This window comes from Mucilaginibacter sp. CAU 1740 (assembly GCF_039839285.1).
Classification (GTDB): Bacteria; Bacteroidota; Bacteroidia; order Sphingobacteriales; family Sphingobacteriaceae; genus Mucilaginibacter.
The window spans coordinates 132,250-147,317 of the sequence record NZ_JBDOQS010000012.1 but is presented as its reverse complement, the minus strand read 5'-3'; the positions used below and the strand labels follow the sequence as shown (position 1 = coordinate 147,317).

Here is a 15,068-nt window from a genome sequence, read left to right as displayed (position 1 = left end):
ATATTCGCCGCATCTTTGATACATTTAATAAAATGTTGGGCTTTCGCCTGCAAAACCTATATGCGCTTATTTATTGTTTTTGTTTTTATACTGCTTGCGGGCAACCTATCCTCGTATTCACAGACCTATATTGGCCAGCGGGAAACGGTTAACTATGCAAAAAAACAATACAACGCAGGCACCCAAAATTGGAAGATAATTCAGGATGCGCAAGGCCGCATGTACTTTGCCAATAACGAGGGGGTACTGGTTTTTGATGGCGCTTACTGGCAGCTTTACCCGCTGCCTAATAAAACCATTGTATGGTCGATTGAATTTGGGAAGGATAAAAAGCTATACGCGGGCGGCCAGGACGAGTTCGGTTATTTTTCGCCTGGGAAGAATGGGTTGTTGCAATTTACTTCGTTAAAAAATCTGCTACCCAAAGCAGATCGCCAGTTTTCGGATATCTGGGATATTGCCTGTTATGGAGATGATGTTTTCTTCAGGTCGAGAAATAAGATCTTCAGGTATCATAACGGGAAAATAAATTCGTACGCGCCGTACTCATCCTGGCTTTCGTTAGGCTCATATCAAAAACAACTCATAGCTCATGATGAGCAGCGGGGCATCGCCATATTTAAAAACGGAAACTGGCAAACACTTATCGATAAAAAAGATTTGCCTGGAGGATTTTTCATCACCGGCATTACCGCTATCAATAAAGATTCGAGCCTGGTTACTACGGCTAAAAACGGCATCTATATATTGAGCGGTGACAAGCTAAGCAGTTGGAATATCAATGGCTTTGGGATTGATAACCATGAACATTTTTCGGGCGTGGTGATGTTAGGCGATGGCAGTTATTTAATAGGCACTTATGCCAATGGCGTTTACCAGGTAAACAAGCAGGGGAACGTGATCGAGAATATCTCCAAAAAAGAGGGGCTGCAAAATAGTAATGTGCGTAGCATGTTTATGGATAATAACCGCAACGTGTGGTTAGGTCTCGATAACGGGATCGATTTCATCGCCTATAATAATGCGGTAAAGCACATTAACCCCCTGGCTTTTAAGGATGGTGGTGGTTTTTCAATGGCCCAATTCAATAACAGGCTTTATTTCGCTCTATCTAACGGGGTTTATGAGCTGCCGGCCAAAAACATAGCCGATCTGAGCTATACGCCTAATAACTTCAAGGTATTATCGCAAACCTTATCATGGAATTTATCAGTAGTAAACAATAAGCTGCTATCCGGTAACGATGATGGCTTTTACAAGATACAGGATAGTGAGATGCAGCCGGTTGATAAAAGTTCGGGATTCTGGCTTTTTAAACCAGTAAAACAGGGCGACTCGTCATTTATAGCTGCCGGTAATTATAACGGAGTAAAGCTTTTTAACGATAAAAACCTAACGGGTAAAGGTAGCATCGGTCGTGGTTATAACGAATCGGCGCGCTTTGTGGAGATAGATGAGGATAACAATGTTTGGACATCGCATCCTTACCGTGGCATTTACAAACTCAGCCTTAAATCGCCTAAAACCAAAGTGTACACACAGGCGGATGGGTTGCCTTCAACACTGGATAACTTTGTTTTTAAGATAAAAGGCAAGGTGGTAATAGCCACGCAAAAAGGTATCTATGAGTATAATAAAGCCAATGATCGTTTTAATATATCTGCGCAGTTTAAAGATGTGTTTGGTACGCTGGGTTTGCGGTACCTGAAAGAAGATCCATCGGGTAATATCTGGTTTGTGCAGGAAAAGAGCATTGGCGTAGCCGATTATTCGGGTGCTAAGCCTACCATTATCTACATTCCGGAGCTAAGTCGCAGGATATTGAGTGGTTTTGAAAATGTATTCCCCGTAAATGAGAACAATATTTTTGTTGGGGGAGAGAATGGTTTTTATCATATCAATTACGCCAAATACAAGCAGAATATCCATCCGTTAAAAACCTATATCCGCAAGGTAAAAGCCAATGCGGGCGCTGATAGTTTATTGTTTGGGGGATATTTTACCAATGTAAATGATGATGATAAGCAGTCGACAGCAGGGATGCCATCGTTAAGCTATCTCTGGAACTCGCTTCACTTTGAATATTCAACCCCGGTATTTGAAGAGCAATCTAACGTGGAGTATAGTTATTATTTGGTTGGCTTTGATAAAGAATGGTCGGAGTGGGGGAAGAAAACGGAGAAGGATTATACCAACTTATCGGCAGGCAATTATACTTTTAAAGTGAGGGCACGTAACCACCACGATAATATTTCGCCCGAGGCCGTTTACTCGTTTACTATCAACCCGCCATGGTATCAGAGCGTGCTGGCCTATATTATTTATCTGGCGATATTCGTTTACCTCATCTATTACTTTTATCGTTTGCAGGAAAAACGCCACATCCGCAATAACGAAAAACGCCTGCTTGCCCAGCAACAAAAAAATGAAGAAGAGCAGCGCCAGATGACCTATCAGCACCAGATTGAATTGGAGCGATCAGAAAAAGAACTGGTAACGCTTAAAAACGAAAAGCTGGAAAGCGAGATAGAGTTTAAAAATTCCGAACTGGCATCAACCGCCATGAACCTGGTGCAGAAAAAGGAGTTTTTGGTTAAAGTGAAAGAAGAGCTGCAACGCCTCCATAAATCGGGCAAGGAAATGGTTGAAACCTCCGAGATTAAAAAGCTTTTGCGCCTGCTTACCGAAGAGAACAAGATAAACGAGGAGTGGGAGCAATTCAGCATGCACTTTAATAAGGTACATGCCGATTTCCTGACGGTGATCAAAGATCGTTACCCAACCATCAATCAGCAAGAGTTAAAGCTCTGCGCTTACCTAATCATGAACCTATCCAGCAAGGAGATTGCGCAATTAATGGCTATTTCGGTTAGGGGAGTAGAGATCAGCAGATATCGCTTGCGCAAAAAACTACAGATCCCTACCGAAGTTAATTTATTCGAGTTTTTGTTTGAGATACAGCGGGAGTGTATGAAGTAAAAAAGCCCTTGTAAAAGCTATAAATTACAACTCTTTTCGCAGCCTGGCTACCGGGATATTCATCTGCTCGCGGTATTTGGCAACCGTACGGCGGGCAATGTTATAACCCGCATCCTTTAAAATTTCAGTCAGCTTTTCATCAGCTAAAGGATGGCGTTTATCCTCCTTGCCAATATGCTCTTCCAATATCTTTTTAACCTCTTTGTTAGATACCTCCTCGCCGCTTTCGGTTTGGATAGCTTCAGAGAAGAAGGATTTTAATAAAAAAGTACCGAACTCGGTTTGTACGTATTTAGAGTTTGCAACACGCGATACTGTGGAAATATCCATACCGATTCTATCGGCGATATCCTTCAATATCATTGGCTTCAGATTTTTATCATCGCCGGTAAGGAAAAACTCGTACTGGTACTGCATAATGGCATTCATGGTTTTAAGCAGCGTTTGCTGGCGCTGTTTAATAGCATCAATAAACCACTTGGCCGAATCCAGTTTTTGCTTTACAAACTGTACCGCTTCTTTTAGTTTTTTATCTTTTTGCGAAGCTTTATCGTAATGCTGAAACATCTCCTGGTATGATCGGCTTACTTTCAGCTCCGGTGCGTTTTTAGAGTTAAGCGTAAGCAACAAGGTACCATCATTATTGGTGATATGAAAATCCGGGATCACCTGCATTTGCTTGGTGTTGATCTCGTTCGAATCACCTGGTTTCGGGTTCAGCTTCAAGATCTCATTTACTACCCCTCGCAACTCTATTGAGTTCATGTTCAGGGCTTTTTCAAGCTTATCGTAGTGTTTGCGGGTAAACTCGTCAAGGTAATGTTCAACAACCTGTACGGCTTTTTTAATGATCGGGTCGTTTACGTCTTTTTTGCGTAACTGGATCAATAAACACTCTTGCAGGCTCCGTGCGCCAACGCCTGCCGGGTCAAAGCCTTGTATCACCCTTAGCATATCCTCAACCTCTTCATCTTCGGCAAATACGTTTTGCGAAAATGCGAGATCGTCGGTAAGCGACATGATCGGGCGGCGCAGGTAACCATCATCGTCAAGGCTGCCGATGATCTGTTTGCCTATCATAAAATCTTTATCGCTTAGCACCAAAAGGTCAAGCTGTAATTGCAGGCTTTCAAAAAAAGAGCTTTGTACAGCTATAGGGATCTCTTTACGCTCATCCTCATCATCGCCGTTTTGATCATAGCGCGAGCCATAATCGTTTACGTTATCTTCTTGTAGGTAATCGTCAATATTAAATTCGTCCATCTCGCCCTTTTCCTCGTCACTGTTGTAGTTATCTTCGTCGGGGTCGCGGTCGGGGTATTGTTCTTCGGGTTCGTTTAAATTAGTTAAACTCAGATCTTCAAGCGCGGGGTTCTCTTCCAGTTCTTCTTTTATCCTGGTATCGAGCGAAACGGTAGGCACCTGCAGCAATTTTATAAATTGAATTTGCTGCGGCGAAAGTTTTTGTAAAAGTTTTTGTTGAAGGTTCTGTTTAAGCATAATTAAGATGTAGCCAAAAATACATCAAATTAGTATTAACTAAAAATTACTTGAAGTATCTGCGTTAAAGTTGTTAAATGCTTAAAGCCGTTTTTTGTTTTTAAAGCGAACAAAAAACGTCACAAACCCTTAACAGAGTGTTATTAATTACTAACTTTAATCAACCAAACTTACATTTTATGGCTATAGTAAAAGAATTTAAAGAATTTGCAATGCGTGGCAACGTGGTCGATCTGGCCGTGGGTGTTATTATCGGTGCTGCATTTGGTAAAATTGTTACCTCGTTGGTTACAGACATCATTATGCCGCCGATAGGTATATTAACAGGAGGCATTGATTTTAAAGACCTTAAATATGTGCTTAAGCCGGCGGTTGATAAAACGCCCGAAACGGCCATCAACTACGGCCTGTTCATTAACAATGTGATCGACTTTTTAATTGTAGCCTTCTGTATCTTTTTAATTGTTAAAGGTATCAACTCATTAAAAAAGAAAGAAGAAGCGGCCCCAGCCGCGCCACCTGCGCCAACCAAAGAAGAAGTTTTACTTACCGAAATTCGCGATCTGTTAGCGAAAAAGGCATAATTCCTTTAGTTCATGGTTGATAGTTCATGGATTATTATAGGTCCGGCTATCAACCATGAACTATTATCTAACTATTTAGTCTTCGGTAATTTCGGATCGGTTAGGATAATATAATCTGCCAGCTTTGTGAATTTGCTCCAATCGGGGGTATCAAAGCTATCATCAGATAAGGAAGCTATATTCAGCACCCGTATTTTCGAATTGTATTTTTTTAGTTGGGCTACCGTTCCCAACTTTTCTTCGCTATGGAAACCTCCATTTAGCTGCAGGATCTTAAAATCTTTATGATTTTTATAAAATTGAGCAATCGACCAGGCCATGGTAGCATCCCAAAGGTTTTGCGATTGATAGATCTGCATGCCCGGCATTGAGGCATGGCCACCCATTATTTGCGCAAATTTATCGTAATAGGCACCGGCGGCTGTATCAATAGGTAAGGGGGCAAGGTAACTTTTTGCTTGTTTATCGAGTTGATTTAATCCCTCAAGGCCTAAGCGAGTGGTCATATTGGTGTAGCGGGTAGGGGCATTGGCTGCTACTACCGGGATATGATTAGTTTTGGCTAATTCAACCAATGGTTTGTAGTCTTTATAATTAGGCCACGCGCGGCCTTCGGCAATAAGGTTTTTCTCGCGGATAAAACCGGCCAAATACTCATTCAAAACCAGTTGGCAATCGGTTTGGAACATCTCCATAGATAGTGCAGTTTTCTGCGGGTATTTTTCTGACAGTTTTTTAAATAAGGTGTATTCTAAATAATGAGCTGTTGAATCATTATGCTCTTCGCCAAAAAATAAAACATCGGCGCTGGCCATATCGCCTATGATATCATCTGGAGAGATGAGTTTTTGTGCCGAGGTGCTGTAAATTTTATAATGTGTTGTGGATAGCTCCTGGCCAAAAGTTAGGGCAGGTAACAGAGTTAAAAGCAAGAGTGATAATAGTTTCATAGAAATAATAGAAAGTGTTGAAAATACACCGAAAAATACGAATAGAGCTATTTTGTTTAAGATTTTTAATGCTCTATTGTCATTATTTTGTCACGGAGTATTCCTTAAAGATGTAGCACGATAAACTAATAATTAACGGTAAATGTAACTGTTTATTTAAAAAAGAGAAATCTACCTAAAAACGATTGTTCATTTTGTTCATTATCGTGACTGAAAATGGGTGAATGTTTTTTGTTTGAAGAAAAAAAATTTCATAAGGTTTTTCTTATAGATATGGATAGCTTGTGCTAAATCGAAAATCCGGAAGATGTTTTTTTCGTTAATTGCAATGATTTGTAAAAACGGCAAGGATTTAAATTATTGATTATTAATGAAAAAGAGATTTACTTTACTGAGTTTACTGCTGGTGTGCTCACTATCAGTTTTCGCACAAAACATTTTTACAGCTATTAAGGATAACGATGTTCAGGGTGTTAGATTTTTACTGAACAAAGGCATTAACTTAAACGCTAAAGATGAAAACGGTAACACACCGTTAATAGCTGCGGTGAAAAACAACCAGGATAAAATTGCAAACCTGATACTGCAAACCGATGTAAGGGTAGATAGCAAAGATGCTGATGGCAACACTGCGCTAATGATAGCAGCCGATAAAGGTAGCGACGCGATAGTGGGTTTGTTACTGCACTACTATCCAAACACAAACACCCGTAACGCCAATGGTGCCACAGCCTTAATGATGGCTGTGAACAACGGCAATGCCAACGCGGTGAAAAGCCTGCTTGAGCATGGCGCCAACCCCAAAATAAAAGATAAACAGCATAAAGCAGCAATTGATTATGCTAAAGAAGGTGATAAGCAACAGATGGCCGCCTTGTTGGATAACACTGCAACAGTTACAGCAAGTATCAAAAACACCAGCGGTACATACGCTATCCCTTTTCAATAAGCAAGCCGACCCCTATAAGTAAATAAACGAATCTGGTTGATTAAACCGGTTTTAATTGTGCTAAGCCCTTAAAATTTAGCGATACCAAAACTATTGCTTATTTTAGGGCTTTTGCTTTTGGATAGGACAATAGGCTGATATTTAGTTGTTTTTACGCTGCTAAATGCCTTAGATAAAATATCTTATTTGATAAGAAAAATAGTATTTGAATTAATAAATAAAATAACTACATTTGCGCTCTTGTTTAAAAAAGACGACGAATAGAATAAAATAGCCATGAAAAGAACGTTTCAGCCTTCTCAAAGAAAAAGAAGAAATAAACACGGTTTCCGTGAACGCATGTCAACAGCTAACGGAAGAAGAGTATTAGCCGCCAGAAGAGCAAAAGGCAGGAAAAGATTAACTGTATCTGACGAAGGCAGGCACAAAGCATAATTAAGGTTGCCTTGCCCTTAACATAAGGGTGTGGAACCGTTCCTATATGCTTACCTCCCGGTTCAATAATGGCAACTATGTATACTTTTAAAAAAGAAGAACGGTTATGTAACAAAAGGCTTATTGATAAGCTTTTTAGTAACGGTTCTTCTTTTTTGTGTTATCCCTTTAGGGTATCCTGGCTTTTAAATTCCGAGCCACAGTTTTATCCTGCGCAAATTTTATTCTCTGTTTCGAAAAAGCGTTATAAACACGCCGTTGATCGTAATACGATAAAAAGGTTAATGCGCGAAACCTATCGCCTCAATAAACAGCAGCAACTATATCAGGCATTACAACTGGCTGATAAAAAAGTGCTGATATCGGTAGGGTATGTGGGCAAAGAGATCGAGCCGTATCTTTTCTTCGAAAAAAAGATGTTAAAGTTACTTAACCAATTGAGTAGCGAACTTGCTGCCGCAAATGTGGTAACCAGTTAAAAAATAGAGGTGTAGAGATGGTAGCACGGGTTTTAAAAGCGATAATTGGAGGGTTCTTCGTTCTGCTGATCAAGATCTACCAGTATTTTATCTCTCCACTTTCGCCCGCGGTATGCCGTTATACACCAACCTGTTCGCAATATGGGGTGGAAGCTATCCGTAAGTACGGGGCTTTTAAAGGCGGATGGTTAACTATTAAGCGCATTGCCAGCTGTAATCCCTGGGGCGGGCATGGTCATGATCCTGTACCTTGAATAACATGAGCACTATCCTACAAATTGAAACCGCAACAACATCATGTTCTGTAGCGCTATCGCGCGATGGTAAATTACTCGATTTTAAACAGATCAATGCTCGCAACATTCATGCAGAAGTAATTACTCTGTATATTGATGAACTGCTGGTAAATCAAAAGCTAAGCTACAATGATCTGGATGCTATTGCGGTAAGCAGTGGCCCTGGCTCATATACCGGTTTACGTATAGGTGTATCAACTGCTAAAGGTTTGTGTTTCGCGCTCGATAAGCCGCTTATCGCTATCGAAACGCTTGAGGCAATGGCTTATGGGGTAATCACTACGGATGGTTTTGAGCAGGATGAAAATTTACTGTTATGCCCAATGATAGATGCCCGTAGGATGGAAGTGTACACCGCTTTGTTTGATACATCAGGAAACAGGGTGCGTGAAACAGCTGCCGATATTATTGATGAGCAAAGCTTTTCATCGTACCTGGCAAATCATAAAGTGCTGTTTTTTGGCGATGGGGCCGAAAAATGTAAATCGGTATTGGCATCAAACCCTAACTCGCTGTTTTTAGATGATTTTGATAACTCTGCAATTCACCTTACTTCAAAAGCTGCACAGAAATTCCAATCAGGTCAATTTGAAGATGTGGCCTACTTTGAGCCCTTTTACCTTAAAGATTTTATCGCCGGTAAAAAAGCGCTTTAGTTATTGGTTTTAAAGATCCGTCCGAATAAACGACCGAAGAATCCTTTTTCGCCCATCGGCATATAGCTGGAGTTCATTGGGTGCTCAATTGTCCGTCCAAATTTTAACGAAAATCCAAAGAATAGGTCTGCTCCCGAATAATTGCCGTTTTTGTTGATCTGGCTGTTACTATTGAGCGCTGCCATTGTAAGGCCGGCTGTATTTAGCAGGCGTTCGGTACCTATAAAAAACTCGGCATTGGGCGATTTAAACATGAACTGCGTACCGAGGTTGAAGAGCTTGTAATCATCGTAACTGGCAGAAAGGGTAAATACCAGGTTGTTTTTTTGAACCGAATTCACCATTGCTCCTGTAAAACCAGGATAAAACATTTCTTTTTGAGCTATCAGGGTTGGGAAATACCTGATAGTTTTTTCGTCGTCAAGCCAGTAGTTTTTAGTTACGCTTAACTCGGCCTTAGCATTGGTTTTGGTGCTGAAACTGCCAACTGTAGCACCGCTTCTTAGTAGTTTATAAGAGCTATTATATATACTATCTTCCCGGTTTGCACCATCAATACCATGAATAACTGTACTATTATTAAAATCACTAACGGTTGAACGTTTATTCCAGTGAATAAAACCAAGATCTTTAATATTGCCTTGGATGGTTATCCCATCTTCAGTGCGATAATTAGCCCCCATGGTTATTGATGCGCCGGGATTGCGGAATGTTGGCAGGAAATCACGGCCAGTTAAACGCCCCGGAACATAACTATGGTAATAGCGGCCCTGCATCGCTACTGTAGCACTTTGTTCGTCGTTTTCGTCGGGTACCCTGTTAAAATGCACAGAAGAACTTTCTACATCTATTTTGTTATATTGAATACCTGATAAATAACTTAATTTAAAACCGATAGCAAATTGCTTGTTGATCCGTTCACGGTAGGTATAGCTTAACTGGTCATACATTTGCAATTGATAGTGGTTGTTAAATATGTTCTGGTAGTTGTCCATTGGGAAATTTGATGGTCCCGCAAAAAACTGAACCGATTCGTCGGTTAGTAATGCTTTTGATTCAACCCTGCTTTGCGCCGAAAAGCCCATTTCTACGTCGCCGCTAAGATTAGAATAAAGTTTAAGCATTATCCAGTAATTGTTTGCACCCACATTAAAGTGGTTTAAACCTCCGCGTCCTGGATATTTTAATGATGATGTGTTGTAATCGCCGTTAAATAACCTGTTTTTCACCGGTTTCTGAATATTGCCTGTGAGATAGAAATTTCCACCGAAATTGGGAACGAAAAAATTGAATGCTACAGCCCTGCTCGAATCGGGAATGAAAGCCCTTTGCGACGGATTTTCGAACGAATCGTATAATGAACCTGTATTGAATTGAGAAAATTGTTGAGCCGAAACCGAGAACGCAGAGAAAATAAATAAAAGAATGATAAAGATTTTATTCATATATAGCTCAGATACCTTTGCCTATAATTGTTTACCAAAATTAATGGTGTAATTATCGGTAAAATTAGTAAAATTTCTATTTTAAACAGTTTTACGGAATTCTGCTGCTATAGTTGTGTAAATGTGTGAAATTTATTTTTTTATTGCAGTGGTATCAGGGGCGTTAAGGCGCATGCAAAAATTGGTATAAAAGTTTTTATCCGAAGCTGCAAGTTGATAGGCTGCCCCATAGTAGTTTTTCCAGCCGGAGTTGCTGTTTTCGAAGTCGGTATAAAATGATTGTTTAAGATCGCGTTTAAATACCGGTTGTGCGTTTTTAAAGTTGATAAAGAAAGCCACGTTACTGCGCTCGGCCAGTAAGTTATCAAATGCCGTATATTGATCGGTTTTACCTATAAATTTACGGTTGATATAAGTATCGTAATAACTTTCCAGTTCTGATACGGAAGTTGCCAATATCAGGTAATTATCCATTATGATAAAATAAGGCTTTCTAAAAACGCTGAAAGCATCTCCCAATAAAAAGAAGGGAAGCTTTTCGTAGTTAAACTGGCCTACTTTGTCAGTAACCATGTTGCTGATATTCACCATTAATGGCTGTAGTTTAGCGCCATCTTTAACTGAAATAATGGCGAACTTTTCGAAGTAACGGGTAGTAACCACCGCAAATTCGTTTCCTAACAGATCATCAAAATTTGATTTCAAAAACATGCCCGAACTGGCCTTAACGTTCGCCAAAAGTCGATCGCGCTCTGCGCCAACGCCAGCTTTGTTTTGCCAGGCCGCAAGATCATTAGTAAACCTGCCAGCATCAGATACAGCGAAACTGGTGCTGTAAGCCGTAGTAGAAGGGAAAATATCTTTTAGATGATTTACTACTGGCTGCTGTGCCAAAAACAGGTTTAAATAACTAATCGAATTGCCTTCTTTTTTGGTAAAGCCGTTAAACATCAAAGCATCGCTTTTATAGTTTAAAGTTAGCGCGCCAAAAGCGGGCAATAGCCTGAAGCTTTTGAAGATATCGGTACTCTTGTTTAAAAATAGTTGATTAAAAAGCGGATCGAGTTGGTTATAGTTAACATAAAGTTCTGCCAATGCATTGGCGTTTTGCTGCTCGGGGAGTGGTACAAAATTGTTTTTAGCCTTATCTTCAATTGCGCTATGGTCGATCAGATCTTTCGAAAAACTGCCCGAAAATATATTGTCGCCCTTTTTTAGGATGTAAAAATGTTTGTTGAGCGCCCTGATAAATATATTGTAACCCTGGATGCCTGCTATCTGCATTGGCGCTATTTGCAGTGCGTTTTTAGCCGCCCCTGTTAAGTTATTAAACATAGCTGCATTAAAGGTTTTTGATGCCCTTGTGGTTATCAGCAGGTTTATATCATCATTGTTTGCAGGGTGCAGGGAGATAAACATATTTTGCCCGCTAAAAAACTGATCGAATTGTGGTGTAGCGATGAGTAATTTGCGCAAGGTATCCAGATCGGATAGTTTTTCTTCGCCTACAAAGGTTTTTAACAGCGGGCTTCCGTTAAAAATATCATAAAACCCTTTCTCATTATTAAACTCAAATATAGCCACTGCGTTGGCTGGGATACTGTGCATAACCTCGCCTGTACGTACCCCTGGCGGACTTAAATTTTTGAAATATAATACCGTAACCAGCACGGTAGCTATAATCAAAAATATAGTGGTAACAATCAGTCGTTTCATGGCAGGGATGTGCAGCAAATATAGAATTTTACCCCACGGCGTTAAAGTAATACTTTCAATTGGTTAACTTAGCTTTTTATATCTGCATGAACAAACAAATAATTATCACCGCTTCGTTTTTTGGGATGCTGGCTGTTATTACAGGCGCTTTTGGTGCTCACGGTTTAAAGGCCGTTTTAACCGATAAGCAGCTTGAAGTTTGGCATACCGCCGTTCAATATAACTTTTACCACGTATTTGCATTGCTGTTCCTGGCCGCTTTTGCGGGTAAAAGGGATGGGGGGCTGATCTCTGCCGCGCATTACCTTTTTACATTCGGTATTATCCTGTTTTCAGGCTCGTTGTACCTGCTTTCGTGCCGCGATGTGCTTGGCTGGAGCTGGTTGAATGTGATGGGGCCAATTACCCCGATTGGTGGCCTGTTGTTTATTTTAGGCTGGTTAATGTTGGGCCTGGCCGCTATCCGTACCAAATAATTTTACATGCTGGAGTTTGCCCCCGATATTGAACATGCCGACCGTAAAACGCTTTTTGCCGAAGTGATTTTACCGTTATCTATTTCAAAAAACTATACCTACCGCGTCCCTTACGAGCAAAATGATGCCATTGCCATTGGCAAAAGGGTAGTGGTGCAGTTTGGCAAAAGCAAACTTTATACAGCCGTTGTAAAATCCATTAGCGAATTAGCTCCCGAAAAGTACGAAGCTAAATACATCATCGAGATACTGGACGATAGGCCGGTGGTAACCACTACACAATTGGAATTTTGGGAGTGGCTGGCAGATTATTACATGTGCAATATTGGCGAGGTAATGAACGCCGCTTTACCCGCAGCATTGAAACTGGCCAGCGAAACCAAAATAGTGCTCAACCGCGAGTACGAGATAGATAAAGCTACCTTACACGATAAGGAGTTTTTAATTGTTGAAGCTCTCGAAATTCAACCCGAGCTTACGGTTAATGACATCGCCAAATTGTTGGGCCAAAAAACAGTGATGCCGATATTGAAACAGATGTTTGAAAAGAACATTATCAATATCTCGGAAGAGGTAAGCGAGCGCTATAAGCCTCGTAAAAAAACTTTTATCACTCTTAATCCGGTTTACAACAATCCCGAAAATCTTCGCGAACTTTTCCCGATATTGGAAAAGCGCGCCCCTAAGCAGGCTGATGCTTTACTGGCTTATATTAAGCTGTCCCGTCATCAAAAAAGTATCACTAAAAATGAACTGATAGAGGAAAGTGGAGCAGGTGAATCGAGCATTAAATCGCTGATAGAAAAAGAGATCCTTTTGGCTGAAGAGCGGAATGTTAGCCGTTTGCATTTTGAGGAGGATGGGGAAGCAAGTAAAACTTTCGATTTAAGCGAACAGCAAGCCGGAGTATTGGATAGTATTCGTACCCAGTTTAAGGAAAAGGATGTTACCTTGTTGCATGGTGTAACATCATCCGGCAAAACACAAATCTATATCCGTTTGATAGAGGATATGATACGCAATGGCAAGCAGGTACTTTACCTGTTACCTGAAATTGCGCTAACTACTCATATCATTGAACGATTACGATTGTATTTTGGTGCCGATATAGGCGTTTATCATTCACGTTTTAATGATAACGAAAGGGTAGAGGTTTGGCAAAAGGTGCTGAGCGGCGAGTATAAAATAGTACTTGGCGCGCGCTCGTCGGTATTTTTGCCTTTTAATGATCTCGGGCTAATTATTGTTGATGAAGAGCATGAAACATCTTATAAACAATACGATCCCGCACCCCGCTACAATGCCCGCGATGCGGCTATCTTTTTAGCCAACCGGCATGCGAGTAAGGTGTTGCTGGGTTCGGCCACGCCATCGTTCGAGAGTTATTATAACGCCCGCACGCATAAATATGGTTTTGCTGAATTGACTGAACGCTTTGGCGGCGTTGAGTTGCCTATTGTTGAAGTGGTGAGCATAGCTGCGGAGACTAAGCAAAAAACTATCCAGTCGCACTTTACAAGTGTGCTGATGGAAGGGATAAAACAGGCGTTAGAAAATAAGGAGCAGGTGATCTTGTTTCAAAACCGTAGGGGTTACGCCCCAATTTTAATGTGTAAGATCTGTGCTTACACCCCTAAATGTATTAATTGCGATGTAAGCCTTACTTATCATAAAAGCAGCGGTAAACTGCATTGCCATTATTGTGGTTATAAGGAAGATACGCCCAATATTTGCCCGGCCTGCGGCTCAACCCATCTGGAGTATAAAGGTTTCGGTACCGAAAAAATTGAAGACGAACTAAGCATCTTATTGCCGGAGGCCCGCATTGCGCGTATGGATCTGGACACCACACGTTCGCGCAATTCACTGCAAACTATTCTTAATAATCTTGAAGAAAAAAAGATCGATATCCTGGTTGGTACACAGATGGTAGCCAAAGGCCTTGATTTTTCGGACGTAACGTTGATCGGTATTATCAATGCTGATAGCCTGCTCAAATTTCCGGATTACAGGGCAAACGAACGCGGGTTCCATTTATTGGCACAGGTTAGCGGCCGCGCAGGCCGGCGGGGTAAACAGGGCAAGGTGGTAGTTCAAACTTATGATATTTATCACCGGGTGCTTAAGCAGGTAATTGAGAACGATTATCTCGATCTGTATCTTACTGAAATGGAAGAACGCCGCAATTTTAGGTATCCGCCGTTTTATCGCATCATTAATCTCGATATTAAACATAAAAACCCTGATGTGCTGAGCAATCAGGCCACCTACTTGGCTGCGCGTTTGCGCGAGCATTTTGGCGAACGGGTAATTGGTCCAGAGCCGCCGTTGGTGAGCCGTATTCGTAATTACTACATTCAGAGCATTATGCTCAAGTTTGAAAAGGATGGGATCTCGATAGTTAAAGCTAAAGCCGCTTTGCGGGATGTGATCACCCAGTTTCAAACTACTAAACTGAGTACCGGAAGTATTATTCAGCCAGATGTTGATCCGTATTAGGGAGGTCTTAAGTCGAAAGTTTATTACATCATGTCACTGCGAGCGCAGCGTGGCAATCGCACGGAAGCATGGCCGCTGTGTATAGCATGCGGTTGCTTCGTTGT

The 15,068-nt window shown here is 41.0% G+C and carries 13 protein-coding genes; 9 read left to right on the top strand and 4 right to left on the bottom strand.

All coding sequences use genetic code 11. From position 1 onward, the window contains the following. The first annotated feature begins 60 nt into the window (after positions 1–60). Positions 61–2,979 carry a triple tyrosine motif-containing protein gene (locus AAFN85_RS23655; protein WP_347530197.1) on the top strand — a complete coding sequence of 973 codons (2,919 nt, stop codon included), beginning with the start codon at positions 61–63 and terminating at the stop codon, positions 2,977–2,979. Between the two features lie 24 nt (positions 2,980–3,003). On the opposite strand, the gene rpoN is transcribed toward AAFN85_RS23655, so the two are convergent. Next, positions 3,004–4,479 carry an RNA polymerase factor sigma-54 gene (gene rpoN / locus AAFN85_RS23650; protein ID WP_347530196.1) on the bottom strand — a complete coding sequence of 492 codons (1,476 nt, stop codon included), beginning with the start codon at positions 4,477–4,479 and terminating at the stop codon, positions 3,004–3,006. 179 nt (positions 4,480–4,658) lie between these two features. Here rpoN and mscL point away from each other — a divergent pair, with 179 nt between their 5' ends. Then, complete coding sequence (gene mscL, locus AAFN85_RS23645) at positions 4,659–5,063, top strand: large-conductance mechanosensitive channel protein MscL (RefSeq protein ID WP_347530195.1); 405 nt, start codon at positions 4,659–4,661, stop codon at positions 5,061–5,063. 71 nt (positions 5,064–5,134) lie between these two features. Here the strand turns inward: mscL and AAFN85_RS23640 are convergent, their stop codons facing one another. After that, positions 5,135–6,013, bottom strand: coding sequence for a ChaN family lipoprotein (locus AAFN85_RS23640; protein WP_347530193.1), 879 nt, complete (start codon positions 6,011–6,013; stop codon positions 5,135–5,137). A gap of 370 nt (positions 6,014–6,383) precedes the next feature. Here AAFN85_RS23640 and AAFN85_RS23635 point away from each other — a divergent pair, with 370 nt between their 5' ends. From AAFN85_RS23635 to tsaB, 5 genes are all read left to right on the top strand, one after another. Next, on the top strand, positions 6,384–6,962 hold the full coding sequence (locus AAFN85_RS23635) for an ankyrin repeat domain-containing protein (RefSeq protein WP_347530192.1): 579 nt from the start codon (positions 6,384–6,386) through the stop codon (positions 6,960–6,962). Positions 6,963–7,238: 276 nt separating this feature from the next. After that, positions 7,239–7,397: a 50S ribosomal protein L34 gene (gene rpmH / locus AAFN85_RS23630; RefSeq protein WP_083878950.1), complete on the top strand. Its 159-nt coding sequence runs from the start codon at positions 7,239–7,241 to the stop codon at positions 7,395–7,397. A gap of 68 nt (positions 7,398–7,465) precedes the next feature. Then, complete coding sequence (locus AAFN85_RS23625; protein ID WP_347530190.1) at positions 7,466–7,876, top strand: ribonuclease P protein component; 411 nt, start codon at positions 7,466–7,468, stop codon at positions 7,874–7,876. A gap of 17 nt (positions 7,877–7,893) precedes the next feature. Then, on the top strand, positions 7,894–8,130 hold the full coding sequence (yidD, locus tag AAFN85_RS23620) for a membrane protein insertion efficiency factor YidD (RefSeq protein ID WP_347530188.1): 237 nt from the start codon (positions 7,894–7,896) through the stop codon (positions 8,128–8,130). A gap of 5 nt (positions 8,131–8,135) precedes the next feature. Next, positions 8,136–8,828 (top strand): tRNA (adenosine(37)-N6)-threonylcarbamoyltransferase complex dimerization subunit type 1 TsaB, encoded by a 693-nt coding sequence (tsaB, locus tag AAFN85_RS23615; protein ID WP_347530186.1) that lies wholly within the window; start codon positions 8,136–8,138, stop codon positions 8,826–8,828. Here tsaB and AAFN85_RS23610 read toward each other — a convergent pair. Together AAFN85_RS23610 and AAFN85_RS23605 are read right to left on the bottom strand one after the other, a co-directional pair. Continuing rightward, positions 8,825–10,273 (bottom strand): DUF5723 family protein, encoded by a 1,449-nt coding sequence (locus AAFN85_RS23610; RefSeq protein ID WP_347530185.1) that lies wholly within the window; start codon positions 10,271–10,273, stop codon positions 8,825–8,827. The genes tsaB and AAFN85_RS23610 overlap by 4 nt on opposite strands. A gap of 132 nt (positions 10,274–10,405) precedes the next feature. Further along, positions 10,406–11,989: a hypothetical protein gene (locus tag AAFN85_RS23605; protein WP_347530184.1), complete on the bottom strand. Its 1,584-nt coding sequence runs from the start codon at positions 11,987–11,989 to the stop codon at positions 10,406–10,408. 86 nt (positions 11,990–12,075) lie between these two features. Here AAFN85_RS23605 and AAFN85_RS23600 point away from each other — a divergent pair, with 86 nt between their 5' ends. Then, positions 12,076–12,465, top strand: a complete 390-nt coding sequence (locus tag AAFN85_RS23600; RefSeq protein ID WP_347530183.1) for a DUF423 domain-containing protein — start codon at positions 12,076–12,078, stop codon at positions 12,463–12,465. Positions 12,466–12,471: 6 nt separating this feature from the next. Continuing rightward, positions 12,472–14,964, top strand: a complete 2,493-nt coding sequence (gene priA / locus AAFN85_RS23595) for a primosomal protein N' (RefSeq protein ID WP_347530181.1) — start codon at positions 12,472–12,474, stop codon at positions 14,962–14,964. The last annotated feature ends 104 nt before the right edge of the window (positions 14,965–15,068 follow it).

What these genes read in the sequence shown, in the direction of transcription:
- AAFN85_RS23655 (WP_347530197.1), top strand. Translation starts at nt 61, where the DNA reads ATGCGCTTATTTATTGTTTTTGTTTTTATACTGCTTGCGGGCAACCTA.
- rpoN (WP_347530196.1), bottom strand. Translation starts at nt 4,479, where the DNA reads ATGCTTAAACAGAACCTTCAACAAAAACTTTTACAAAAACTTTCGCCG.
- mscL (WP_347530195.1), top strand. Translation starts at nt 4,659, where the DNA reads ATGGCTATAGTAAAAGAATTTAAAGAATTTGCAATGCGTGGCAACGTG.
- AAFN85_RS23640 (WP_347530193.1), bottom strand. Translation starts at nt 6,013, where the DNA reads ATGAAACTATTATCACTCTTGCTTTTAACTCTGTTACCTGCCCTAACT.
- AAFN85_RS23635 (WP_347530192.1), top strand. Translation starts at nt 6,384, where the DNA reads ATGAAAAAGAGATTTACTTTACTGAGTTTACTGCTGGTGTGCTCACTA.
- rpmH (WP_083878950.1), top strand. Translation starts at nt 7,239, where the DNA reads ATGAAAAGAACGTTTCAGCCTTCTCAAAGAAAAAGAAGAAATAAACAC.
- AAFN85_RS23625 (WP_347530190.1), top strand. Translation starts at nt 7,466, where the DNA reads ATGGCAACTATGTATACTTTTAAAAAAGAAGAACGGTTATGTAACAAA.
- yidD (WP_347530188.1), top strand. Translation starts at nt 7,894, where the DNA reads ATGGTAGCACGGGTTTTAAAAGCGATAATTGGAGGGTTCTTCGTTCTG.
- tsaB (WP_347530186.1), top strand. Translation starts at nt 8,136, where the DNA reads ATGAGCACTATCCTACAAATTGAAACCGCAACAACATCATGTTCTGTA.
- AAFN85_RS23610 (WP_347530185.1), bottom strand. Translation starts at nt 10,273, where the DNA reads ATGAATAAAATCTTTATCATTCTTTTATTTATTTTCTCTGCGTTCTCG.
- AAFN85_RS23605 (WP_347530184.1), bottom strand. Translation starts at nt 11,989, where the DNA reads ATGAAACGACTGATTGTTACCACTATATTTTTGATTATAGCTACCGTG.
- AAFN85_RS23600 (WP_347530183.1), top strand. Translation starts at nt 12,076, where the DNA reads ATGAACAAACAAATAATTATCACCGCTTCGTTTTTTGGGATGCTGGCT.
- priA (WP_347530181.1), top strand. Translation starts at nt 12,472, where the DNA reads ATGCTGGAGTTTGCCCCCGATATTGAACATGCCGACCGTAAAACGCTT.